General features: G+C 62.4%; 24 protein-coding genes. 12 read left to right on the top strand and 12 right to left on the bottom strand.

Annotation, left to right across the window (positions count from 1 at the left end; genetic code table 11):
• Positions 1 to 69: 69 nt before the first annotated feature.
• Positions 70 to 834, bottom strand: coding sequence for an SDR family NAD(P)-dependent oxidoreductase (locus tag LPB73_RS11815; protein WP_231080676.1), 765 nt, complete (start codon positions 832 to 834; stop codon positions 70 to 72).
• 304 nt (positions 835 to 1,138) lie between these two features.
• On the opposite strand from LPB73_RS11815, the gene LPB73_RS11820 reads away from it, so the two are divergent.
• From LPB73_RS11820 to LPB73_RS11835, 4 genes are all read left to right on the top strand, one after another.
• A complete protein-coding gene (locus tag LPB73_RS11820; RefSeq protein ID WP_093758565.1) occupies positions 1,139 to 1,888 on the top strand; it encodes a FadR/GntR family transcriptional regulator in 750 nt (249 codons plus the stop codon).
• 13 nt (positions 1,889 to 1,901) lie between these two features.
• Positions 1,902 to 3,335, top strand: a complete 1,434-nt coding sequence (locus LPB73_RS11825; RefSeq protein WP_231080677.1) for an FAD-binding oxidoreductase — start codon at positions 1,902 to 1,904, stop codon at positions 3,333 to 3,335.
• Between the two features lie 53 nt (positions 3,336 to 3,388).
• The gene (locus tag LPB73_RS11830) at positions 3,389 to 4,366 is read left to right on the top strand and encodes a Bug family tripartite tricarboxylate transporter substrate binding protein (protein ID WP_120289705.1); all 978 of its coding nucleotides are present in this window, start codon (positions 3,389 to 3,391) and stop codon (positions 4,364 to 4,366) included.
• Positions 4,367 to 4,474: 108 nt separating this feature from the next.
• On the top strand, positions 4,475 to 5,452 hold the full coding sequence (locus LPB73_RS11835) for a Bug family tripartite tricarboxylate transporter substrate binding protein (protein ID WP_231080678.1): 978 nt from the start codon (positions 4,475 to 4,477) through the stop codon (positions 5,450 to 5,452).
• Positions 5,453 to 5,489: 37 nt separating this feature from the next.
• Here LPB73_RS11835 and LPB73_RS11840 read toward each other — a convergent pair whose 3' ends face one another.
• Genes LPB73_RS11840 through LPB73_RS11860 form a run of 5 tightly spaced genes read right to left on the bottom strand, consistent with a single transcriptional unit; the run spans position 5,490 to position 9,669 of the window.
• Positions 5,490 to 6,185, bottom strand: coding sequence for a NapC/NirT family cytochrome c (locus tag LPB73_RS11840; RefSeq protein ID WP_089264317.1), 696 nt, complete (start codon positions 6,183 to 6,185; stop codon positions 5,490 to 5,492).
• 5 nt (positions 6,186 to 6,190) lie between these two features.
• Positions 6,191 to 6,685, bottom strand: a complete 495-nt coding sequence (locus tag LPB73_RS11845) for a nitrate reductase cytochrome c-type subunit (protein WP_120289709.1) — start codon at positions 6,683 to 6,685, stop codon at positions 6,191 to 6,193.
• Entirely contained in the window at positions 6,658 to 9,153 is a 2,496-nt protein-coding gene (napA, locus tag LPB73_RS11850) for a periplasmic nitrate reductase subunit alpha (RefSeq protein WP_231080679.1), read from the bottom strand. Before napA ends, LPB73_RS11845 begins: the two co-directional genes overlap by 28 nt.
• A gap of 12 nt (positions 9,154 to 9,165) precedes the next feature.
• The gene (locus tag LPB73_RS11855) at positions 9,166 to 9,462 is read right to left on the bottom strand and encodes a chaperone NapD (protein WP_184516572.1); all 297 of its coding nucleotides are present in this window, start codon (positions 9,460 to 9,462) and stop codon (positions 9,166 to 9,168) included.
• Positions 9,463 to 9,471: 9 nt separating this feature from the next.
• Entirely contained in the window at positions 9,472 to 9,669 is a 198-nt protein-coding gene (locus tag LPB73_RS11860) for a nitrate reductase (RefSeq protein WP_184516569.1), read from the bottom strand.
• 209 nt (positions 9,670 to 9,878) lie between these two features.
• Between LPB73_RS11860 and LPB73_RS11865 the strand changes: the two genes are divergently transcribed.
• The gene (locus LPB73_RS11865; RefSeq protein WP_231080680.1) at positions 9,879 to 10,622 is read left to right on the top strand and encodes a Crp/Fnr family transcriptional regulator; all 744 of its coding nucleotides are present in this window, start codon (positions 9,879 to 9,881) and stop codon (positions 10,620 to 10,622) included.
• Between the two features lie 5 nt (positions 10,623 to 10,627).
• Here LPB73_RS11865 and nthB read toward each other — a convergent pair whose 3' ends face one another.
• Positions 10,628 to 11,287 carry a nitrile hydratase subunit beta gene (nthB, locus tag LPB73_RS11870; RefSeq protein ID WP_231080681.1) on the bottom strand — a complete coding sequence of 220 codons (660 nt, stop codon included), beginning with the start codon at positions 11,285 to 11,287 and terminating at the stop codon, positions 10,628 to 10,630.
• Positions 11,284 to 11,907, bottom strand: coding sequence for a nitrile hydratase subunit alpha (gene nthA / locus LPB73_RS11875; RefSeq protein ID WP_231080682.1), 624 nt, complete (start codon positions 11,905 to 11,907; stop codon positions 11,284 to 11,286). Before nthA ends, nthB begins: the two co-directional genes overlap by 4 nt.
• Before the next feature lie 65 nt (positions 11,908 to 11,972).
• Between nthA and LPB73_RS11880 the strand changes: the two genes are divergently transcribed.
• Together LPB73_RS11880 and LPB73_RS11885 are read left to right on the top strand one after the other, a co-directional pair.
• Positions 11,973 to 12,731, top strand: coding sequence for a hypothetical protein (locus LPB73_RS11880; RefSeq protein ID WP_231080683.1), 759 nt, complete (start codon positions 11,973 to 11,975; stop codon positions 12,729 to 12,731).
• 133 nt (positions 12,732 to 12,864) lie between these two features.
• Positions 12,865 to 14,142 carry a serine hydrolase domain-containing protein gene (locus tag LPB73_RS11885; RefSeq protein ID WP_231080684.1) on the top strand — a complete coding sequence of 426 codons (1,278 nt, stop codon included), beginning with the start codon at positions 12,865 to 12,867 and terminating at the stop codon, positions 14,140 to 14,142.
• 193 nt (positions 14,143 to 14,335) lie between these two features.
• Here LPB73_RS11885 and LPB73_RS11890 read toward each other — a convergent pair whose 3' ends face one another.
• Entirely contained in the window at positions 14,336 to 15,226 is an 891-nt protein-coding gene (locus LPB73_RS11890) for an SDR family oxidoreductase (protein WP_231080685.1), read from the bottom strand.
• 96 nt (positions 15,227 to 15,322) lie between these two features.
• Here LPB73_RS11890 and LPB73_RS11895 point away from each other — a divergent pair, with 96 nt between their 5' ends.
• Positions 15,323 to 16,171: a helix-turn-helix transcriptional regulator gene (locus tag LPB73_RS11895; protein WP_231080686.1), complete on the top strand. Its 849-nt coding sequence runs from the start codon at positions 15,323 to 15,325 to the stop codon at positions 16,169 to 16,171.
• Between the two features lie 128 nt (positions 16,172 to 16,299).
• Here the strand turns inward: LPB73_RS11895 and LPB73_RS11900 are convergent, their stop codons facing one another.
• The gene (locus tag LPB73_RS11900; protein WP_231080687.1) at positions 16,300 to 17,073 is read right to left on the bottom strand and encodes an SDR family NAD(P)-dependent oxidoreductase; all 774 of its coding nucleotides are present in this window, start codon (positions 17,071 to 17,073) and stop codon (positions 16,300 to 16,302) included.
• Positions 17,074 to 17,304: 231 nt separating this feature from the next.
• Here LPB73_RS11900 and LPB73_RS11905 point away from each other — a divergent pair, with 231 nt between their 5' ends.
• The 4 genes from LPB73_RS11905 (at position 17,305) to LPB73_RS11920 (ending at position 22,874) form a co-directional block, all read left to right on the top strand.
• Positions 17,305 to 18,324, top strand: coding sequence for a TRAP transporter substrate-binding protein (locus tag LPB73_RS11905; protein ID WP_093758575.1), 1,020 nt, complete (start codon positions 17,305 to 17,307; stop codon positions 18,322 to 18,324).
• An 11-nt stretch (positions 18,325 to 18,335) separates the two neighbouring features.
• Positions 18,336 to 20,231: a TRAP transporter large permease subunit gene (locus LPB73_RS11910; RefSeq protein WP_231080688.1), complete on the top strand. Its 1,896-nt coding sequence runs from the start codon at positions 18,336 to 18,338 to the stop codon at positions 20,229 to 20,231.
• A gap of 121 nt (positions 20,232 to 20,352) precedes the next feature.
• Entirely contained in the window at positions 20,353 to 22,002 is a 1,650-nt protein-coding gene (locus tag LPB73_RS11915) for an acyl-CoA synthetase (protein ID WP_231080689.1), read from the top strand.
• A 185-nt stretch (positions 22,003 to 22,187) separates the two neighbouring features.
• Positions 22,188 to 22,874 (top strand): hypothetical protein, encoded by a 687-nt coding sequence (locus LPB73_RS11920; protein WP_231080690.1) that lies wholly within the window; start codon positions 22,188 to 22,190, stop codon positions 22,872 to 22,874.
• Here the strand turns inward: LPB73_RS11920 and LPB73_RS11925 are convergent.
• Positions 22,855 to 23,652, bottom strand: a complete 798-nt coding sequence (locus LPB73_RS11925) for an MBL fold metallo-hydrolase (RefSeq protein ID WP_231080691.1) — start codon at positions 23,650 to 23,652, stop codon at positions 22,855 to 22,857. The genes LPB73_RS11920 and LPB73_RS11925 overlap by 20 nt on opposite strands.
• A complete protein-coding gene (locus tag LPB73_RS11930) occupies positions 23,649 to 24,455 on the bottom strand; it encodes a TatD family hydrolase (RefSeq protein ID WP_231080692.1) in 807 nt (268 codons plus the stop codon). Before LPB73_RS11930 ends, LPB73_RS11925 begins: the two co-directional genes overlap by 4 nt.

Genomic DNA, 24,455 nt, shown 5'->3' on the forward strand with positions numbered 1-24,455 from the left:
GTTGCAGGAGTTCTTCTAACGAAGCGCTTGTTTTTTACCTCTCCCCGCAAGCAGGGAGAGGTAAATACGTTACGGCATGATCTGGCCGCCATTCACCTCGATGACCTGACCGGTGATGTAGCTGCTCATGGTCTCGTCGGCGAGGAACTGATAGGCGCCGACGCAATCCTCCGGCGTGCCGATCCGGCCGAGCGGGATGCCCTGGCGGGCGCCTTCGAGCTGCTCCGCGGTCGAATAGCGCTGGTGGAACGGCGTCATGATCACGCCCGGTGCCACCGCATTGGCGCGCACGTTGAACGGAGCCAGCTCCTTCGCCAGCACACGCGTGATCGTCGAGACAAAACCCTTGGCCGAGCCATAGAGACCGGCGCCGCCGCTGCCGCCATTGCGGGCCGCAACCGACGTCGTGTTGATGATCGAGCCTGAACGCTGCGTCTCCATGATCTTCGCGGCCTTGCGGCAGGCGAAGAACACCGAGCCGATATTGAGGTCGATCACGTCGTCATACTGCTCGTCGGTGGCGTTCGCGATCGAGGTGCGGCCGAACATGGCACCGGCATTGTTGATCAGCACGTCGATGCGGCCGAGCTTGGCATGGGCTTCGTCGATCACGCGCGCAGCCTCAGTACGCTCCGACACGTCGCCGCGCACTAGGTCAGCCGTGCCACCACTCGCGCGGATATTGGCGACCACTTCCTCGGCGCCTTCCGGATTGCCGTTGTAGTGCACGATCAGCCTGGCACCGAGGGCGCCGAATTTCTTCGCCACGGCAGCGCCGATGCCGGAGCTTGCGCCGATGATCACGATAGCCTTGCCGTTCAGTCCGTTGGTCACGCCTGGTCCTTTCCGATTGAGCGAGCGTTCGACCACGATTTCAGCAACCTGACAAGTTGCCAGAATTTGTGCGACGCAGCACGATATTTGATCAGATCATGCGATTTAACCTTTATATATCAATGATATACAACCATTACAGTCCATCTGCGCGACATTGACATGTTGACAAGTTTGCCGCCGCCTCCCATGGTCGCCGAAATTTTTGGGCGAGGAAGTGTTTCCATGCGACGGCGCTCCCGGGCGATCGGACTGTCACACGAAACCTCCGCCGCCATCCCTGTGAGCCGCGGTTTGACTGATCATGAAGCCGATTGATCCCTCTGAATTGCCTGAAGCGCCGCGTCCGCGCGGTGCCGCTGGTTCGCTCGTCGACAAGGTCTATGGCGAACTCGCGCAGCGCATCGCCAATGGCGACTACGCGCCGGACCAGAAGCTACCCGGCGAGCACGAACTTTCCGATATGTTCGACGTCTCCCGCCCGGTGCTGCGCGAAGCGCTCGGCCGGTTGCGCGAAGACGGCCTGATCACGTCGCGACAGGGCGCAGGCAGTTTCGTCCAGATGCGTGCGCAGCCACAGCCACTCGGCTTCGCGCGGGTGGAGACCATCGCGGACATCCAGCGTTGCTTCGAATTCCGCATCACCATGGAAGCCGATGCCGCGCATTTTGCAGCGCTCCGACGCAGCGACGACAATCTCGGCAAGATGGAAGCCGCGCTCGGCCTGCTGCGCGAGGCGACCAAGAAGCGCAAGCATCGCGAAGACGCCGACTACGCCTTCCATCTCGCTGTCTCCGAGGCGACCAACAACCACTATTTCGCGACCTCGCTGAACGCCCTCAAGGACCATGTCGCTGTCGGCATGAAGCTGCACGGCCTGTCGCTGATGGGGCCGCGGCCCGGCCTCGAGCAGGTGTTCGAGGAACACAGCAGTATTTTTGAAGCGATCCGTGACCGCGATGCCGAGGCAGCGCGCACGGCCATGCGTCTCCATCTCGAAACGTCGCGCGACCGCCTGTTCGAAGGCCGTCTGCTCGACCTGTCGTTCCGGTGACGGGGAGAGTGAATTGACTGACCATACCGCATTTCTTGCAACGCTGGCCGGCATCGTCGGCGACCCCCGTCACGTCATCGGCCCCGGCGGCGATTTCGAACCCTATGTGGTGGACTGGCGCGGCCGCTATCACGGCAAGGCGTTGGCCGTCGTGAAACCCGGCTCGACGCAGGAAGTCTCTGATGTCGTGAAGGTCTGTGCGGCTGCGGGCATCGCGATTGTCCCGCAGGGCGGCAACACCGGCATGTGCGGCGCTGCGACTCCGCTCGGCGAGCACACCATGATTGTGCTGCGTCTCGATCGCCTCAACAGGATCCGCAGCGTCAGCCGTCTCGGCGATTCCATCGCCGTCGACGCCGGCTGCATCCTCGCTGACATCCAGAAGGCTGCCGACGATATCGACCGCCTGTTTCCGCTCAGCCTTGGCGCTGAAGGTTCGTGCCAGATCGGCGGCAATCTTTCCACCAATGCCGGAGGCACCGCCGTGTTGCGCTACGGCACCACACGCGAACTCACGCTTGGCCTCGAAGTCGTGCTGCCCGATGGCGAGATCCTCGACGGCATGACGGCGCTGCGCAAGGACTCCACGGGCTTCGATACCAAGCAGCTCTTCATCGGCGCCGAAGGCACGCTCGGCATCATCACTGGTGCTGTACTGAAGCTGTTTCCGAAGCCAAGGGCGAGGGCAGTGTCCTTCGCCAAGTTGAACAGCATCGATGCGGTGCTCGACCTGCTCGCGCAGGCACGTACCGAACTCGGTGACCGCATCGGCGCCTTCGAGGTGATGTCGCGCGGCCAGATCGAGGTTATCGCCGAGAACCTGCCGCTAGTGAACATCCCGTTCGAGCTGGATACGCCCTGGTACGTGCTGATCGAGCTCGTCGACACGCTGGTGTCGGTGGATCTGAATGCAGCGCTCGAAGCGTTGCTCAGCAATGCCTATGAGCGCGAGCTGGTCGCCGATGCGCTGGTGGCCTCCAGCGAGACGCAGGCCGCGGCGTTCTGGAAGATCCGCCACAGCGTGTCGGAAGGCAGCAAGAAGGCCGGTTACGTCATCTCGCACGATAGCGCCGTGCCCTTGTCGCAGCAGGCAACGTTCGTCACGCAGGTGGAGAAGCGCATCGCCGCCTATCGGCCCGACGCACGCATCGTGATGCACGGCCATATCGGCGATGGCAACATCCACATCCTCGCGATCATTCCAGGCCTCGAGCAGAACCAGAAGGATCAGATCCAGGACACGATCCGCGGCATCAACACCATCGTCGATGAAGAGACCGTCGCGCTCGGCGGCAGCATCAGTGCCGAGCACGGCATCGGCATCGCCAATCGCGAACGGCTTGCACGCGTCACCAAGCCGACCGAGCTGCGGCTGCTGCGTAGCGTCAAGCAGATGCTGGATCCGAACGACATCATGAATCCCGGAAAAGTGCTGCCTGCGCAATAAGCGAGGCGGCCGCAAGCATTCATCAGAACACTCATTCGAGAAGAGGAACACGCATGAAGATCAAATCCATCCTGATGGCGGCCTGCGTCGCCGTGGGCGCCGTCGGGCAGGCGAGCGCGCAAGATGCGAAATACCCCACCAAGCCGATCACCATCGTCGTGCCCTTCGCGGCCGGCGGCACCGTGGACATCATCGCCCGCATGGTGTCGGAGAACCTGCAAAAGAAGCTCGGCGCCACCGTGCTGGTCGAAAATATGGGCGGCGCCGGCGGCAATATCGGCGTCAACCGTGTCGCCAAGGCGCAGCCTGATGGCTACACGATCGGCCTCGCCAGCACCTCGCCGCTGGCGATCGCGCCCTCGCTCTATGGCAGCAAGCTTCAGTTCCAGCCGGAGAAGGATCTGGTGGCCTTCGCCCAAGTGAGCATCGTACCTAACGTGCTGGTGGTGAATCCCGATCGCATCAAGGCCCGCACGGTTCCAGAGTTGATCGAATACATGAAGGCCAATCCAGACAAAGTGACGTTCGGCTCGGCCGGACCGGGCACGTCGCAGCATCTTGCCGGCGAGTTGTTCCAGCAGATGACCGGCACCAAGATGGTTCACGTGCCCTACAAGGGCTCGAGCCAGATGGTCACCGACCTGATCTCGGGTCAGATCGACATCGCTTTCGACAACGTCCCGCTGCTGCTGCCGCATGTGGCCGGCGGCAAGCTGGCGATGCTCGCCACGGCAACGCCGAAGCGCGCCGAGTTCGACGCGAATGTGCCGGCCGTCGCCGAATTCCTGCCGGGCTTCGAGGCTGTAGCCTGGCACGGCTTCATCGCGCCTGCTGCGACTCCGAAACCGATCGTCGACAAGCTCTCGGCGGAAATCCGCGAATTCATGAGCCTGCCGGAGACCAAGAAGAAGATGGCTGAACTCGGCGCAGTCGCCGTGGCGATCCCACAGGATGAGTTCACCAAATACATCGCCAGCGAGACCTTGCGCTGGAAGGGTGTGATGGAGAAGGCCAACGTCACGATGAACTAGGCGACCACGCAGGTGGTGACGACGTCACGTTCGTCACCACCTGCGATATCGAGCGTCCACCAAAGGACGCCGACGATCAAAATAGAAAAACACATGGAGGAATGTTCAATGAGACTTCGGTCAATCCTGACGGCTGCCTGCCTGACGCTTGGAACGCTCACGCAAGCGACGGCCCAGGACACGAATTACCCGAGCCGCCCGATCACCAGCATCGTTCCGTTTGCCGCCGGCGGCACCGCCGATATCTTTGCGCGCATGGTGTCGGAACATCTGCAGAAGAAGATGGGCGCGACCGTCATCATCGAGAATGTCGGCGGCGCCGGCAGTATCATCGGCGTCACCCGCGTCGCCCGCGCTACGCCTGATGGCTACACGATCGGCCTTGCCAGCACCTCGGCGCTGTCGATCAATCCGACGCTGTATGGCGCAAAACTGTCCTACAATCCTGAAAAGGATCTCGTGCCGATCGCGCAGATCAGCATGGTGCCAAATGTCTTGGTAGTGAACCCGACCAGGATCGCGGCGCGCGCGGTGCCGGACCTGATCGCCTATATCAAAGCCAATCCCGACAAGGTGACATTCGGTTCGGCCGGCGTCGGCACCACGCAGCATCTTGCCGGCGAACTGTTCCAGCAGATGACCGGCACCAAGATGGTGCACGTGCCTTACAAGGGTTCAAGCCAGATGGTCACGGACTTGCTGAGCGGCCAGATCGATATCGCCTTCGACAACGTGCCACTGCTGCTGCCGCATGCGGCGGCCGGCAAGCTCGCGATGCTGGCGACGGCCTCGCCGAAGCGCGCCGAGTTTGATCCGAACCTGCCGGCGGTGTCCGAATTCCTGCCGGGTTTTGAAGCCGTCGCCTGGCACGGCTTCATGGCACCGGCCGGCACGCCGAAGGCGATCACCGACAGACTGTCGGTCTCGATCCGCGAATTCATGCAGTTGCCCGAGACGAAGAAGAAGATGTCCGAGCTCGGCGCCGTCGCCGTGGCGGTCCCGCCGGACGAGTTCGCCAAATACATCGCCAGCGAGACGCAGCGCTGGAAGAGTGTGATCGAGAAGGCCAACATCACGATGAACTGAGCTGTGCCGTAGGGTGGGTCAGCTTCGCTCATTCACCCTACGGCTGCGTCTCCTTCACCGATGCCAGATAGCGCGACAACCGATCCGCATCGGGCGTGTGGTGGCTATGGCGGTCGCGAAGTTCGGCCGGGGCGCTCCAGCCGGGCTCGATCCCGGACATGTCAGGCAATTCATGCGCGATGCCCTTGTGGCAATCGATACAGGTGCGCTCGCCGGTGACGAGGAACTTGGCATGGATCGCCGCCGCGCGGGGCGCCTGTTTGGTGAAATCCATTGCGATCGCCGAGTGGCAGTTGCGGCACTCCAGCGAGTCATTGGCCTTCAGGCGCGCCCATTCATGTTTGGCAAGCTCCAGACGCATGTCGAGGAACTTCTCGCGCGTCGAGATCGTGCCGAAAATCTTGCCCCACACTTCCTTCGACGCCTGCATCTTGCGCGCGATCTTGTCGGTCCAGTTATGCGGCACATGGCAATCCGGACAGGTGGCACGCACGCCGGATCGATTGGCGAAATGCGGCGTTCGCTGCAGCTCCTGATACACGTTGTCACGCATCTCATGACAGCCGGTGCAGAATTTCTCGGTATTGGTGACTTCCAGCGCCGTATTGAAACCGCCCCAGAAGATCACGCCACCGAGGAAGCCGCCCAGCGCCAGCACGCCGAGACTGATATGCGTGGCCGGTCGGCTGGCGATGCGCCAGAACCACAGAAACTTGGATATCAACCACTTCATGGCGCTCACCTGCCGGATGCCTTCATGTCGGTGAAGGTGTTCGGTACCAGCGGACGCGCATCGGTTTGCGGCACGTGGCAGGCCGTGCAGAAATAGCGTCGCGGTGTCACATCGGCGAGCATCTGGCCATCGCGATCCATGAAATGCGTAATGCTGATCATCGGCGCACCGGAGCCTTCGGTATACTCGCGGCGATGGCATTCAAGACAGCGATTGGCCCGCAGCGTGAGCTGATAGTTTTCGATCGAATGCGGAATGACCGGCGGCTGCTCCGGATAGTTCCGCATCACGCGCTTGTCGTCGGTGACGGGCCGCGGGAAGGGCGGCGCAGGAACGTCGCCCATCGGCTGCGCTGCGCCGGTGACGCGCGGCACGATCCGTGGCGTTGTCTGGACAGACTGCGCATAGATCGCACCGGACACCAGCACCATGGTGCCGGCGATGATTGCCGCGATGACCGTCTTCATCGCACTTAAACGGAAACGATCTTGACCGCGCATTTCTTGAAGTCCGCCTGTTTGGAGATCGGGTCGGTTGCATCCAGCGTGACCTTGTTGATCAGCTGGCTGGCATCGAACCACGGCACGAACACCACGCCGCGGGGCATGCGGTTACGTCCGGTCGTATCGACGCGCGTGCGGATCTCACCGCGCCGCGACATCAGCCGGATTTCGGCGCCCTGGTTCAAGCCGCGTGCGCGCGCGTCTTCGGCATGCATGAAGCAGCGCGCGCCGGGAAACGCCTTGTAGAGTTCAGGGACGCGCATGGTCATCGAACCGGAGTGCCAGTGCTCCAGCACACGGCCGGTCACCAGCCAGAGATCGAACTCAGCATCGGGCGACTCGGCCGGCGGCTCATAGGGCACCGCGATGATGCGCGCGCGTCCATCCGGGTTGCCGTAGAATTCGATCTTCTTGCCCGGCTTCACGTAGGGATCGAGACCTTCGCGGTAGCGCCACTTGGTCTCCTTGCCATTGACCACCGGCCAGCGAAGGCCGCGCACCTCGTGATAGGCGTCCCAGGGCGCAAGGTCGTGGCCATGGCCGCGGCCGAACGTGGCATATTCCTCGAACAGCCCCTTCTGCACATAGAAACCGAAGTCCTTGGACTCGTGGTTTCCATAGTCAGCGGGGATTTCGCCGACGGGAAATTTGTCGACCTCGCCGTTGCGATACAGCACATCGAACAGCGTCTTGCCCTTGTAGTTCGGATTGGCGTCGAGGAGGTCGGCGGGCCACACCTCGTCCGTCGTGAACCGCTTGGAGAACTCCATCAGCTGCCAGAGATCCGAGCGCGCCTGGCCGGGCGCATCGACCAGCTGGCGCCAGACATGGGTGCGTCGTTCGGCATTGCCGTAGGCGCCTTCCTTCTCGACCCACATCGCCGCCGGCAACACGCAATCGGCGGACATCGCCGTCACCGTCGGATAGGCATCCGATACGACGATGAAGTTGGCGGGGTTGCGATAGCCCGGATATGTCTCACCCGAACTGTTGGGCGCCGCCTGCACATTGTTGTTCACCTGAACCCAGTAGAAGTTCAGCTTGCCGTCATGCAGCATGCGGTCCTGCTCGACGGCGTGATAACCGATCTTGTCGGGCAGGAGGCCATGCGGCACGCGCCAGATTTCTTCAGCGTGCTTGCGGTGCTCCGGGTTGGTTACCACCATGTCGGCGGGGAGGCGGTGCGCGAAGGTGCCGACCTCGCGCGCCGTGCCGCAGGCCGATGGCTGGCCCGTCAGCGAGAACGGCGAGTTGCCGGGCTCGGAGATTTTGCCAGTCAGCAGATGGATGTTGTAGACGAGCTGGTTGGCCCAGACGCCGCGGACGTGCTGGTTGAAACCCATGGTCCAGAGCGACATCACCTTGCGCTTCGGATCGGCATAGAGCTCGGCGAGCTCCAGCAGAAAGCCGGGCTCGACACCGGTCAGCTTCGACACCTTCTCGAGCGAATAGTCCTTCACGAATTCGGCGTAGGCCGCGAAATCGATTGGCGTCGTCGCTGCGGCCGTGGCTGCGCCCTTGGCTTTCTTCTCCAGCGGATGTTCGGGACGCAACCCGTAGCCGATGTCCGTCGTGCCCTTCACGAACGTCGTATGGTTGTTGACGAATTCGGTGTTCACGCGACCAGTCGAGATAATGTGGTTGGCGATGAAGTTGAGAATGGCCAGATCAGTGCCCGGCTTGAACACGATCGGGATGTCGGCAAGGTCAGAGCTGCGATGCGTGAAGGTCGAGAGCACCGCGACTTTCACATGCGGATGACCAAGGCGGCGATCGGTGAGGCGCGTCCACAGGATCGGATGCATCTCGGCCATGTTCGAGCCCCACAGCACGAAGGCATCGGCGGCCTCGAAGTCATCATAGCATCCCATCGGCTCGTCCATGCCGAAGGTGCGCATGAAAGCCACGGCCGCAGACGCCATGCAATGCCGTGCATTGGGATCGAGATTGTTGGAGCGGAAACCCGCGCGCATCAGCTTGGTCGCGGCATAACCTTCGAGGATCGTCCATTGGCCCGATCCGAACATGCCGATTGCAGTCGGTCCTTTTTCTTTCAGCGTCGCTTTGGCGCGCTGCGCCATGGTGTCGAATGCTTCGTCCCAGCTCACCGGCGTGAGTTCGCCGTTCTTGTCGAACACGCCGTTCTTCTTGCGGAGGAGGGGCGTGGTCAGGCGGTCGGCGCCGTACATGATCTTGGAGAGGAAGTAGCCCTTGATGCAGTTCAGGCCGCGGTTTACTTCCGCCAGCGTGTCGCCATGGGTGGCGACGACCTTGTTGTCCTTGACGCCGACCATGACGCCACAACCGGTGCCGCAGAACCGGCACGGCGCCTTCGACCATTTGATGGACAGCGACCCGACGCCGCCGGCAATCGACTGAGCGGCCGCCGGAACGTTGATGCCAGCCGCCGCTGCAGCGATGGCTGCTGCCTGAGCCTTGAGTAGATCACGCCGCGAAAGGGGCATTTCGTCGTTCTCCTAGTCGAGACGCTGTTCGAAGACCATGTTGGCCGAGAGCACGCCCGGCCACGATGAGATGTCTGCGAGCATCGCACCTAGTGAGCCGCTGCCTGGCCCTTCGAGGACCGCCACGAGTTTGGAGGCCGTGCGGTGATGTATCTCGACACCGGGAAGGTTCGACAACCGCGCAGATACCGCGTCGATATGGGCCGGAAGCACCGACACGACGGCGCTGGAGATGTGCTCATTGTCGTGCGCGGACGCGCCGGCGGTCGCGCCGGTCAACAGAGCGCGTCTGGTAAGTTTGTCTGTCATGTGAAAGTCCTAGTGAAGCAGAGGCGGGCCGGGCGGGCCGAAAATCATCTGGATCATCCAGACCAGAAAGCCGTAACCGCCGACCACGCCCACCGCGACGACGGGCCAGATGAGAACGACGATCGTGAGAAAGACGAGCAACTCCGACATGCGGCTGTTGCGTCTTTGAGCCTCTGCAGGCTGAGCAATATTCTGGTCCGTCACCATACGCTCCCCCTTCGGTTTGCGGCCATATGCCTGGAGAAGAGGCGAGATTCGCCTAGAGCGAGGGCAATATGCCTGCTGCAGCGCCCACCTTCTTTGCGCTGGATCAAACAACAAACTCTGCGGAGGATTTATTTGATATCGTTGTTCTGATCGCGATGTCGTCGTGCAGAGCCGCTCGCATCAGAATCTTTGATGACAGTTTTATTTGATTGCGACAGCTGCTCGGCGAAATCGCTCGTTCCGGAAGGCGAGCAATGGATCGTGAGATGTGCAATTCGTTTGGTCAAACGCCGCTTTTTGCGGGCCTGGACGAGGGCGCACGCGGCATCGTCATCGAAGCTGGCAGAAAGCACGTTCTGGATTGCGGTTGTTCGCTCTGGCAACAGGGCGACGTACCGGCGATAGTCGCTGTGGTCATCGATGGTCAGCTCAAGAAGACAATGATCGATGCGCATGGCGCGCAGAAAACGCTGCAATTCATGCGACGCGGCGATCTCGCCGGAGCCGCATCGATGTTCGGCAATTTTTCTCGCCCGACAACCCTGCGCGCCACAGTCGCGACCGAACTGCTGTGCTGGTCCGCCGATCGCTTCAGCGGACTGATGCATGTTGTCCCGCAGCTCGCGATCAATGTCCTCGGTATTGTCGGACGGCAAACCGATCATCTGCTGCGCCGTCTTCACGAGGCAACGAGTGAGAATGCCGATCGACGTATCGCACGGATCGTTCTGCGCCTGGTGCGGGAAGGAGATACGGATGGTGAGTGCGTTCCGATCGAACTGAGGATCTCGCGCCAGGAACTGGCCGAACTCAGCGACACCACGCTGTTCACGGTCAGCCGCACCGTTTCGGCCTGGAACCGGATGCTGATCCTGAAAGCCGGTCGCGGCCGCTTGACGGTCATCGATCCCGCCAGACTCGCGGGCCTGGCGGGCGACGTGCGGGCGCACTGAGGCAATTACGCCGGGTCGAGATATGGCTCGAACGCCTCGACCGACACTTTCAGCGTCGGATCGCCATCGGGTCCCCACAGTTCGGCGCCGTCGAACACGACAGTGTAAAGCCACTGCGGATTTTCGCCCAGCTCATGCGCCGCAGTGTCGGGATAGACATGGGCGCCGTGTATCCGCTCGATCACGCCGACATGACCGCGGACATAGCGCGGCAAGCGCGTATGGGTGGTCGGATGGATGTTCTTCATCCGCACCCGATCGCCGATCGCGAATGCAGCAGGCGCCGAAGCAGGGCGCGTGAATGAGCCTCGGGTCAGCACGCGCTCGACACTATCAACGGTGAAGTTGCCGCGCTTCAGCGGCTTCGGCGGCACGGATGCGTGGCCGGCCTTGATCTCATCGGCAGCGAGGAAGCCACGCTCGACCAGCATATCCTCAAGGCCGAGAAACCATTTCTTGTAGTAGCTGCTGGAGAGATAGACCTCCGGCGGCAGCGTCTCGCGATAGAAGCGCGAGGCGTCGATGTTGAAGGCGCCTGCCGCGCCCATGGCGCGCACCATGGCCAGCACGCGTGCTTCCCACTCCGCATGAAACATCGGCTCGTTCGGTTCCGGCTCGACCTTGCCGAAACCGTCCATGCCGCCCATGTCGTGGACGCCGTTCATGACGGCGCTCCCGGCGCTGTCACCAGACCTGTGCCGATCATTGAGTCGCGCGTGACCAGTTCGGCCAGTTGTTGTTCGCTCCAGCCCTCGGTGCCTGCCGGCCGCATCGGCAACACCAGGAAGCGGGTTTCAGCCGTCGAATCCCATACGCGAATTTCCGTATCATTCGGAATCGTGAAGCCGAAGTCGGCCAGCACGCCGCGCGGATCCTTCACGGCGCGGGAGCGGTAGGGCGCGGCCTTGTACCAGACCGGGGGCAGGCCGAGCATTTCCCAGGGGTAACAGGAGCACAGCGTGCACACGACCATGTTGTGGCGCTCGGGCGTGTTCTCGACCACCACGAGATGATCGCCCGTGCGGCTGACATGGCCGAGGGTGCCGACCGCCGCCGAGCCATCGGCCAGCAGCGCTTCCTTGAAGGCCGGATCGGTCCAGGCTTTCGCGACCACCAGGGCGCCGTTGTGCGGCCCGATCTTGGTCTCATAGGCCTGGATCATCGCGTCCAGCGCTGCCGGATCGATATAGCCTTTCTCGGTCAGGATGGTCTCGAGTGCACGGACGCGCAGCTCGGTGTCCGACAATTCGGAATGATCGTGGTCGTGATGATGGTGTTCGGTCATACCGGCAGGATAAGCGAGACGCGATTGTTCTGTCGAGGATTTCGGGACTCAGCTAGGTCTACAGCATGGCTGCTCCTCGTTATCGCGCGCTGACGCTGTTCGGCTTCGTTCTGGTCGCGCTGCTGGTGGCTTCGGGCCATGCAGAGGCGGCCAATGGCGCCTATGCGGTCGATGCGGCGGATATTTCGGACCTCGGCTCCTGCAAGGTCGAGAGCTGGTATTCGATGGCCACCAATAGCGACTTTGCGGCGGTGGCCAATCCGTCCTGCGTGGTGGAGATCACGCGTCCGGTCGAACTCAGCGTGCTCACCAATCACAGCCGCTCCGATGGCGAGTTCAGCACCACGCTGGCGCCAAAGGCGAAGATCAACATTGAGCCGACCGGCATCGGAAAATTCGGCGTATCGGCGCTGGCCAGCGGCACATTCGACGCTGTGACCGGCCAGAACACCGCGGTCTTCGCCGAAATTCCGGCGACCTATCGCTTCAACGAAACCATGCGCATCAATCTCAATGCCGGCTGGCTGTGGGATCGCACCGTCGATCGCCACTACTTCACCTATGGCGTCGGCTTCGACTGGAAATTCACCGACGTGCTGCAATACACAGTGGAACTGTACGGGCAGGCGGGTCGCGCCGAATTCGCCAGCGTGATCCAGCCACGCATCCAGACCGGCGTGCGCTATCGGCCCAACGACATCTTCTCGGTCGACGTGATCTATGGCCGCAACATCACCGGGGAGAATTCCAACTGGATCACTTTGGGCACCACGATCCGGTTTCCGCCGCCCGGAAGCGTGAGCAAACCCGACGCGCATTTGTGATTCACATGAGGCCATCGATCGCCGTAAAACCGCGATATCGGCAAATTGCGTGATTTTCGGACAAGCATCTGAAATATCTCGATGTTAACGTCCGGCCGTGTTCAAGCCTGCTTGCGGAAATCCAGTGTCAATCTTGCGACGATCTTGCGACTTCCTGTCCGTCCTCACCATCGCCGCAGCGCTGGTCACGCCCGCATTGGCAGGCACCAGCCTGCTGACGGACAAGCCTGATCTGAGCAGCTTTTCCCAGGACGGCCTGAACCGCGTCTCCGACATGCTCGACCGCGAAGTCGGCCAGGGCCATCTCGCCGGCGCGATCATGCTGATCCAGCACCGCGGCAAGCCGGTCTATTATGAGGGCTTTGGCGTCCGCGATCCCGCGACCATGGCGCCGATGACGACGGATACGATCTTCCGGCTCTATTCGATGTCCAAGCCGGTGACATCGGTCGCGGCGATGATTTTGGTGGAGCAGGGTAAGCTCAGGCTCGACGATCCCATCGCCAAGTTCATTCCGTCTTTCGCCCATCCGCAGGTCGCGACCGAACGCACGGATGCCAGCGGCAAACCCTATCTCGACTTCACACCCGCGCTGAAGCCCATCACCGTACTCGACCTGATGCGGCAGTCGTCCGGCATCAGTTCGGCCTTCACCAATCTCGGGCTGATTACGCAGCTTTATCTCGATGCCGGCCTGTTCGACGGCGATTTCGACAATACCGACTTTGCCGCGCGGCTTGCGAAACTGCCGCTGGCCTATCAGCCGGCCACAGTCTGGGACTATGGCCATTCGACCGATCTTCTCGGCCGCATCATCGAAATCGCATCGGGCCAGTCGCTGTACGATTTTCAGAAGCAGTATCTGTTCGATCCGCTGGGCATGACCGACACCGGCTACTACGTGCTCGATCCCGCCAAGGCGCCGCGCATTGCGCAGCCGATGCCAACTGACCGCATCATCGGCAACGAGACCATCAGCGATCCCACGGTGAAGCGGAAATGGGAATCCGGAGGAGGCGGGCTCAACGCCACCACGGGCGATTACGCGCGCTTCCTGCAGATGCTGATCAATGGCGGCACGCTCGACGGCGTCCAAATCCTGAAGCCCGAGTCGGTTCAGCTGATGCGCCAGAACCAGGTCGCGCCGGCCAGCGATGTGAAGCCCTGGGCCTATTACTATCCCGGCGCCGGTTTCGGTTACGGCCTCGGCTTCGGTGTTCGCACCGGACCCGGCGAAGACGGCGTACCGGGTTTCGTCGGCGAGATGGCCTGGGGCGGCGCCGCCGGGACTTACTTCTGGACCTATCCCGATCAGGACATGGTGATGATCCTGATGGTGCAGACGCCGACCCAGCGCGGCCGCATCCAGCCGATCCTGAAGACGCTGGTTTACGACGCGATCACGAAATAGCGGGAGCGTCGCCGGGGTGCGGCTTTAAGAGAACTGAAACTGGGACCACATGCCAATATCTCGGATTCGCATAAGGTATATTATGGAATATATTATCCCGTAGCGATCCCAGAGACTTAGCTCAAATTGTTGCGATATCCGCTTGAACTAACGGCCATTCGAGCCAGTTTGTGGCCCCACGTCATTGCGCTCTTCAGCCGCCGAAATATCTGACGTGATCGAGGTCCGCGATCAATCCCGGCTGCGTTGGTTGCCAGTCCAGTCGCTGCTGCGTCCAGGCGCTGGACGCCGGCGCATCCATCGAGGCGAAGCCTGCGAACCAGCCGAAGTGATCGGCGGCTTCGGCCGGCGATTTCGAGACGACCGGCAGGTTCAGGTGCCGACCGATGACCTCTGCAATCTCACGGAATGCGACGCCTTGTTCGGCGCTGGCGTGATACCGAATGTCGGCGGAACCGTGCTCGAGGACGAGCCTGTAGAGCCGGGCGACGTCTAGTCGATGTGCGGCGGGCCAGCGGTTGAGACCGTCGCCGAAGTAGGTCGAGGCGCCCTTCTCCCGCGCGATATTGATCAGCATCGGCACGAAGCCATGATCGCCATCGCCATGGACCGATGGCGGCAGCCTGACCGACGAAGTACGCACGCCGCGTGCCGCCAGACGTTCGGCGACCTGTTCCGATACGCGCGGGCTTGGCGACGCGCTCGACGGGCCCATGTCTTCGGTCGCCAGACGTCCGGGCGCGATGAAGGCCATGCCGGAGGTCACGATCAAGGGCCGCTCGGAGCCCGCCAGCACGTCGCCAAGCGTCTCGATGGCACGCGCGTCGATCGCGCAGTTTTCCTTGAATTTCGAGAAGTCGTGGATGAAGGCCGTATGGATCACGCCGTCTGAATTGGCAGCCCCGGACCGCAGGCTGTCCAGATCTTCCAGATCGCCGCGATGGATCTGGGCACCAGTGTCGGCCAGCGCCTTGGCAGATGCATCCGAGCGCGCGAGACCGAGCACCTGATGACCGGCGCCGATCAGTTCCTGAACGACCGCAGATCCGACAAAGCCCGAAGCACCGGTAACGAAGACACGCATGTGATATTCCTCTCGTGAATGCGCGGATGTATCGGTCCTGCGGTACACTGCGTGAAGCCGTGACGTTATACGGGTATGGCGACTAACAGGCTGAGCATGACGGTCACCGAAACAACTTCCGGCGCTGGCTCCAATCCGCTGGGCGCTTATCTCAGGGATCGCCGCGCCAGGCTGGATCCCGTGGCATTCGGCTTCTCGTCCGAGCGCCGCCGCACGCCCGGCCTGCGGCGTGAGGAAGTCGCGCAGCGCGCCAATGTCAGCGCCACCTGGTACACTTGGCTGGAACAAGGACGCGGCGGCGCACCATCGGCCGATGTGCTGAACCGCATCTCACGCGCGCTGGAACTGTCGGCAGTCGAGCGCGAGCATCTATTTTTGCTGGCGCAGCACCGGCTACCCGAGGTGCGCTTTGCGCCGTCCGATATCGTCACACCGACGCTGCAGCGCGTGCTGGATTCGATGGAGTTCAGCGCTGCCGTCGTGCGCAAGGCGACCTGGGACATCGTGGCCTGGAATCGTGCGGCACTGGCCGTGCTTGGCGACTATCCGAACATCGCGCCCGAGGACCGCAACGTTCTGCGAATCCTGTTCTGCCGGCCAAATGTCCGCGCCAAGATGCCGGACTGGGAGAATGATGCACGTTTCGCCGTGGCGGCATTTCGCGCCGACATCACGCGCAGCGGCGCATCAGAACGCGCCCAGACGTTGATCGCTGAACTGTGCCGGATCAGCCCTGACTTCGCAGCCATGTGGCATGACAACGACGTCAGCAGCTATGGCGAAGGCAAGAAGCATGTGAACCATCCCGAGGTCGGGCCATTCACGATGAGCTATTCGACATTTTCGGTCGATGGCCAGCCGAATTTGGGCATGGTGGTCTATACGCCGGAGACGGCTGCAGATGCCGAGCGGATGAAGGCGCTGATCGCGGCGAAAGGCCCATAACTCGTCGTTCCGGGGCGCATGCGGCGACAGCCGCGGCCGAACCCGGAACCTCGAAGTGTGACTCACAATGAGATTCCAGGTTCGCGTGCGCGAAAGTGCGCCCGCGCCCCGGAATGACGAGTTTCTTGCTACGGATATTTCGGCAGCAACCCATGCGCGGCGAAGCCGCCATCGACATTGAGAATGTGGCCGGTCACGAAGCTCGACTTGCTGTCATCCAGCAGGAACATCGCGGCACCAGCGACCTCCTCCGGCTCGGCATAACGCCGCTGCGGCACCACCTGCATCCAGCCTTCCCGCGTTGCCACCGTATGCATCTCCTGCACCATGGGCGTCTCGAACGGACCCGGCGCAATGGCGTTCACACGGATCTTCAGCGGCGCCAGCTCGCAAGCCATCACCTGGGTCAGCGTGACGACGCCGCCCTTGGATGCGCCATAGGCCGAGCGCTCGATATTGCCGCGCAGCCCCGACACCGACGCCACATTGACGATGGCGCCGCCGCCATGAGCCTTCATCAGCCGCGCAGCTTCCTTAGCAACGGCAAAGGTGCCGACCAGATTGATGTCGAGGATCTCGCGAAACAGTTTCACCGAGGTCTCGAAGAACGGCACCTGACGGCCGATACCCGCAGAATTCACCAGACCGCGCACCGGGCCGAAACCGGCTTCGCAGTCCTTCAGGCCGGCAATCACGGCGTCTTCATTGGCCACATCCATGACAACGGTTTTGGTCACACCGGCTTTGATGGCGTCGACCTGGGCCTTGGCGGCATCCAGAGCAGGCTGGGTGAGGTCGGCAAGCAGCACTTTCCAGCCCTCACCCACGGCCGCCTTGGCGATTGCCAAACCGATTCCCGATGCGCCGCCGGTGATGATCGCTACGCCGTGATCCCTATTCATATGCTGTCCTTGCGTTTCCTCCACCGGTCCTGGCTGCCGGCGGCTTCAGTCGCGCGATGCTTCCCACAAATTCGCGTGGTGCAAAAGCCGTGCGCGGGCGTCCTCTATTGGGCCTTGGCCTTTGGTCGCACGGCGAAAAGGCTTGACCGGGCAGCCCGGGCATGATGACCAGACGGCAAGGGGCCCTTGGGCCTCACAAAGGCAAACAAAGAAGTGGTTGGGAGAAACAAAATGACGATTTCACGCCGGACTCTGCTGAAGGCATCGGCCGCCGCGACCGCGTTTGGCGGCGTCAGCATGCCGTTCATCGCGCGCGCGCAGCAGGCCGAATACGTCTACAAATACGCGAATAACCTGCCCGATACGCATCCGATGAACATTCGCGCCCGCGAGATGTCGGCGGCGATCAAGACCGAGACCAACGGCAAGGTTGATCTGCAGGTATTCCCGAACAACCAGCTCGGCTCCGACACCGACATGCTGAGCCAGATCCGCTCCGGCGGCGTCGAGTTCTTCACACTGTCCGGCCTGATCCTGGCCACCCTCGTCCCCGCCGCCTCTATCAACGGCATCGGCTTCGCCTTCCCGAATTACGACACGGTCTGGAAGGCCATGGACGGCGATCTTGGCGCCTATATCCGCAAGGAGATCACCAAGGCCAATCTCGTGGTCATGGACAAGATCTGGGACAACGGTTTTCGCGAAATCACCTCGTCCTCCAAACCGATCAAGAGCCCGGACGACCTGAAGGGCTTCAAGATCCGCGTGCCGGTGTCGCCGCTCTGGACCTCGATGTTCAAGGCGTTCGACAGTGCGCCCGCCTCGATCAATATCAGCGAAGTCTATTCGGCGATGCAGACCAAGGTCGTCGAAGGCCAGGAAAACCCGCTGGCGATCATCTCGACGGCGAAGTTCTACGAAGTGCAGAAGTTCTGCTCGCTGACCAACCACATGTGGGACGGCTACTGGTTCCTGGCCAACCGCCGCGCCTGGGAGAAGCTGCCGGCCGATCTGCGCGACATCGTCGCCAAGAACATCAATGCCGCCGGCATGAAGGAGCGCGAGGACGTCGCCAAACTCAACGCCAATCTGCGCGGCGAACTGGAATCCAAGGGGCTGGCCTTCAATGAGCTAGAGCCCGGCCCGTTCCGCGACAAGCTGAAGTCGGCCGGCTTCTACAAGGAATGGCAGGGCAAGTATGGCGACGAAGCCTGGGCCATCCTTGAGAAGGCCGTCGGCAAGCTCGGCTGATCGGAACCAATATGGCCGTGCATGACATCTCCGCCCTTGAAAGCGGGGCGTCCAGCGTGGAGAGGGCGCCCCTCTCCCGCCGCGACGCGATCCTGACATCCATCGACCGCGCGCTCGGCCATCTGGTCGAGATTCCCGCGGCGCTGCTGGTGGTGGCGGAGGTGATCATCCTGTTCATCGGCGTGGTGGCCCGTTACGGCTTCCACCGCCCGCTGATCTGGTCGGACGAATTGTCCTCGATCCTGTTCCTGTGGCTGGCGATGCTCGGCTCCGCCGTGGCGTTCCGGCGCGGCGAGCATATGCGGATGACCGCGCTTGTGGCGTCGGTCGGTCCGCGGATGTGGGCGTTTCTCGACGTCGTCGGGACCTGCGCCGCACTCGCCTTCCTGTTGATGATCGTCGCGCCGTCCTTCGAATACGCCTATGAGGAAAGCTACATCACGACACCGGCGCTGCAGATCGCCAACAGCTTTCGCGCGGCGGCGCTGCCGGTCGGCATCTCGCTGATGATCGTCTTCGCGCTGCTGCGGCTGGTGCGCTACGGCCAGGTTCGCACCGTGCTGACGGCGCTCGGCACCGTCGTGGCGATCATCGGCCTGTTCTGGCTCGCCGAGCCCCTGCTGCGGACCCTCGGCAATCTCAACCTGATCATCTTCTTCGTCGGCGTCGTGGCGCTGTGCGTATTCGCCGGCGTGCCCATTGCCTTCGGTTTTGGCCTCGCGATCTTCGGCTATATGGCGCTGACCACACGGACGCCGATGATGGTGCTGGTCGGCCGCATGGACGAGGGCATGAGCCATCTCATCCTGCTGTCTGTCCCGCTATTCGTGTTCCTCGGCCTGCTGATCGAGATGACCGGCATGGCCCGCGCCATGGTGGCGTTTCTCGCCAGCCTGCTCGGCCACGTCCGCGGCGGCCTGCATTACGTGCTGATCGGCGCGATGTATCTCGTTTCCGGCATTTCCGGCTCCAAGGCCGCCGACATGGCGGCGGTAGCGCCGGTGCTGTTCCCTGAAATGAAGGCGCGCGGCGCCAAGCCGGGCGATCTCGTCGCCCTGCTCTCGGCGACCGGCGCGCAGACCGAGACCATTCCGCCGAGCCTGGTGCTGATCACCATCGGCTCGGTCACCGGCGTGTCGATCTCGGCGCTGTTCACCGGCGGCTTGCTGCCGGGTGTGGTGCTCGCAATCACGCTGGGCGTGCTGGTGTGGTGGCGCTATCGCGGCGAGGACCTGAGCCACGTCAAACGGGCTTCCGGGCGCGACATCTTCAAGGCTTTCATCATCTCGGTGCCGGCCATCGCGCTGCCCTTCGTGATCCGCGCCGCCGTGGTCGAGGGTGTGGCGACCGCCACGGAGGTCTCCACCATCGGCATCGTCTATGCCGTGCTCGCGGGCCTGTTGATCTATCGTCAGTTCGACTGGAACCGGCTGAAGCCGATGCTGGTCGATACGGCCTGCCTCTCCGGCGCAATCCTGCTGATCATCGGAACCGCGACCGGCATGGCCTGGGGCCTGACCCAGTCCGGCTTCTCGCGCTCGCTGGCCGCGGCCATGACGGGCCTGCCGGGCGGCGGTGCCACCTTCATCGCGGTCTCCATCGTGGCCTTTGTCATCCTCGGCAGCGTACTTGAAGGCATCCCCGCCATCGTGCTGTTCGGGCCGCTGCTGTTCCCGATCGCGCGGCTGGTCGGCGTCCACGAGGTCCACTATGCGATGGTCGTGATCCTCGCCATGGGCATCGGACTGTTCGCGCCGCCCTTCGGCGTGGGCTACTATGCCGCCTGCGCCATCGGCCGTGTCGATCCCGCGGAAGGCATCCGGCCGATCCTTGGTTATCTTCTGGCGCTGCTGATTGGCCTGATCATCGTCGCGATCTTCCCGTGGATATCGATCGGATTCCTCTAAGTGACGTCAAATCAGCGTGTTAAAGCCTCGACCTCATGTAATTTTAGAAGATCATTCCTGCGATAAACTGATAAGTGAGATATTCGGTACAACTCACTGATCCAAATACGAAAGGGCCACTATGATCCCAGATCAGGGCGCCTATAGCGTCGGCCTCGACCAGACTCCGGCCAACTTCGTGCCGCTGTCGCCGCTGAGTTTTCTCAAGCGCAGCGCGGCGGTTTATCCAGACCTCACCAGCACCGTCTATGAGGGACGTCGTTTCACCTGGGCGCAAACCTATGAACGCTGCCGGCGCTTTGCCTCGTTCCTGACCGGGCGGGGCATTGGGCGCGGTGACACCGTCGCGGCGATGCTGCCGAACCTGCCCGCGATGAACGAAGCGCACTTCGCGGTGCCGATGACCGGTGCCGTCCTCAACGCCCTGAACATCCGGCTCGACGCCGCGGCCATCGCGTTCCAGCTCGACCATGGCGGCGCCAGGCTGCTGCTGGTCGATCCGGAATTCTCCGGCGTGATCACCGAGGCCCTCCGCCTTATGACCGGCCCGAATCCGACCGTGATCGATGTCGACGACGCGTCCTTCGCCGGCGGTCAGCGGATCGGGGAACTCGAATATGAAGCCGCCCTCGCCGAAGGCAGTCCCGATTTCACCAGCGCCTTCCCGCTCGATGAATGGGACGCCATCGCGCTTGGCTACACCTCGGGAACCACAGGCAATCCGAAGGGCGTCGTCACCCATCACCGCGGCGCCTATCTCAATGCCGTCTCCAACATTCTCGCGGCCGGTCTCGGCCAGCATCCGGTCTATCTCTGGACCCTGCCGATGTTCCACTGCAATGGCTGGTGCTTCCCCTGGACAGTCGCGGCGAGTGCCGGCGTCAATGTCTGCCTGCGCAAGGTCGACCCGACCAAGATCTTCGCGCTGATGCGCGAGCACGGCGTCACCCACATGTCCGGCGCACCGATCGTCTACAACACGCTGATCAATGCGCCGGATGCGCCGATCTATTCGGGCGGGCCTCTCGTGCAGGGCTCGATCGCTGGCGCACCGCCGCCGATGGCGGTGCTGTCGGGTGCCGAGAAGATCGGCATCAAGCTGACTCACGTTTACGGCCTGACCGAGGTCTATGGCCCCGCCTCGGTCTGCGCCGAGCAGCCCGGCTGGGACGCCCTGCCCGCGGATGAACGTGCCAACCTGAAGCGCCGCCAGGGCGTGCCCTATCACCTGCAGGAAGCCGTGACGGTGATCGATCCCGAAACGATGCTGGAAGTGCCGCACGACGGCGAGACCATTGGCGAGGTCATGTTCCGGGGCAATATCGTGATGAAGGGCTACCTGAAGAACGAGAAGGCCACCAAGGAGGCCTTCGAAGGCGGCTGGTTCCACACCGGCGATCTCGGCGTGCTCGACGCTGCCGGCTACGTGACCATCAAGGACCGCTCCAAGGACATCATCATCTCCGGCGGCGAGAACATCTCGTCAGTGGAAGTCGAGGACGTACTCTACAAACACCCGGCCGTGCTGTTCGCGGCCGTGGTCGCCAAGCCCGATGCGAAATGGGGCGAAGTGCCCTGTGCTTTCGTGGAGCTGAAGGCCAATGCCGCGGCGACGGAAGCCGACATCATCGCGTTCTGCCGCGCGCAGATGCCCGGTTTCAAGACGCCGAAGGCCGTGGTGTTCGGCGTGATCCCGAAAACGTCGACGGGGAAGATCCAGAAGTTCCTGCTGCGGGATCAGGTGAAGTCGACGGGATCGTTCAATAGCTGATTGCAGCAAACTCGTCATTCCAGGGCGGGGTCTCGGCGAAGCCGAGAGCACGAGCCCGGAATCCCGTTATGTTCAAAACACTTCTGGATTCCGGGTTCGCCCGCGCAAGATGCGCGAGCGCCCCGGAATGACGAGATTGGTGTAAGGGTCTCGTCGTCCCCTTTGCCGACGCAGAGGTCCCACATATGACGCAGAACTTCGCCGCAATCATTCTCGGCGGTACCGGGCAAGTCGGTGGTGCAGCCGTCACCGAGCTGCTGGCAGTTCCCGAATGCCGCGAAGTGGTGATGATCACCAGGAAACCCATTGCCGCGCGATCACGCGTGCGCAACGTCGTTCTTGATACCGGCGCTGCTGACTTTGCCGAACGCACTGCCGCCTTAGCCCGTGAAGCTTTAAGCCAAGGGCCCGCCAGCGCCGTGAGTTGTGTGGGTGTCGGTTCCGGCTCGATGCGCTGGAGCGAAGAGGAGCTGAAGCAACTTGAAATCGGCGTTGTCGGCGCCTTCGCGCGTGGCTGCCGTAACGCCGGCATCGCCCAGTTCTGCCTGCTGTCTGCAGTAGGAAGCACAGCCCAAAGCCGGCTTCGCTATGTCCGCGTCATGGGCATGAAGGAAGACAATCTGCGCAAGGTCGGTTTTACCCGCCTCGCCATCTTTCGCCCCGGCATTATTGTCGGCAATGCGCATACCCCGGCCTGGGTCGGTTGGCTGGGACGTCTCGTGCCTGGTCGGTTTGGCAATATTGATCAGCGGATTATCGGTCGCTCAATCGCCGCAGAGATAGCTTTGCATGGTCGAGAGGCCGGCGAAGTGACCTTTGAAAATGCAGCAATGAAAAAACTCGCTGCTCAAATTACTCCAGCGTCAGTCTGATCCCGTCATAGGCGGGGACCACACTCTCCGGCAGTATCGCTTTTACCGCCTCGTAATCCACATCCGCCGTCATATTGGTGATCACCGTCCGCTTCGGCTTGAAGCGATCGCGCCAGCGCAGCGCATCACTGATGCTGAAATGGCTGGGATGCTGTGTGTAGCGCAGCCCGTCGACGATCCAGAGGTCGAGACCTGCGAGCGCCGGCCAGCTCTCTTCCGGGATGTCGTTGAGATCAGGCGTATAGGCGGTGTTGCCGATCCGGTAGCCCAGCGCCGGGATATTGCCATGCTGGACCAGGAACGGTGTCAGCGTCAGGTCGCCGCCCTTCCCCGTGATGGTTCGGCTCTCGCCGGCCTCGATGCTGAGGCGATCGAGGATCGGCGGATAGTCGCTGCCGGGAGGCGACTGAAAGCAGTAGCCGAAGCGCAGCATGATATCAGTCGCCGTCGAGGCGTTCATATAGACCGGGATACGCTTGCGGCGCTTGAGCACCACTGAGCGGAGGTCGTCCATGCCGTGGGTCTGGTCCGCATGCTCATGCGTCAGGAAGACCGCATCGATGTCATCGACATCGGCGTCGATGAGTTGCTCGCGCAGATCCGGCGAGGTGTCGATGACAACGCGCGTGACGCCCTCGGGCCCGATCCGCTCCGCCATCATCGAACACCGACGGCGACGATTCCTGGGATTGGCGGGATCGCAGGCGCCCCAGCCCAGCGCGGGACGCGGCACACCCGCCGAAGATCCCGAGCCGAGAATGGTGAGCACCAGCGTCATGCCGGCACGCCAGTGCCAGGCGCGCTCCCGGCGGATGCCTTGCTGAACAGGCGGAAGAAGTTTTCGGTGGTCTGCCGCGACAGTTCTTCGAGCGACACGCCTCGCGTTTCCGCGAGCACCTTCGCCGTCTCGACCACATAGGACGGCTCGTTGCGCTTGCCGCGCCATTTGCCGGGCGCCAGATACGGCGCGTCGGTCTCGACCATGATGCGGTCGGCCGGCAGCTCAGCCGCGAGGTCGCGCAGTTCCTGCGACTTCTTGAAGGTGATGATGCCGGTGAAGGAGATCGACAGTCCCATGTCGATGGCCTTCATCGCCAGCTCCCGTCCGCCGGTGTAGCAATGCAGCACCGCCTTGAACGCGCCCTTCGCCATCTCGTCTGCGAGAATGGTGCCGCACTGTTCATCCGCTTCGCGGGTATGGATCACCAGTGGCAATCCGGTCGCACGTGCCGCAGCGATATGGGCGCGGAAGCCGCGCTCCTGAGCGCCGGACGATTCATGCTCGTAGAAATTATCGAGCCCGGCTTCGCCGAGAGCAATGACCTTCGGATGTTTCGTCAGTTCGATCAGTTCTTCCGCCGGGATGCCGTCTTCCTCGTCCGCATTGTGCGGATGGGTGCCGACCGAGCAATAGACGTTCGGAAAGCGCTCCGCGATCGCGAGCAGCGCCGGCAGGCGGCGCACCCGCGTCGAGATGGTCACGAGCTTGCCGACGCCAGCGGCTTCGGCACGCGCGACGATACCGTCGAGATCTTCGGCGAAATCGGGGAAATCGAGATGACAGTGACTATCGACAAGCAT

Source organism: Tardiphaga sp. 37S4, from assembly GCF_021044645.1.
GTDB lineage: Bacteria > Pseudomonadota > Alphaproteobacteria > Rhizobiales > Xanthobacteraceae > Tardiphaga > Tardiphaga robiniae.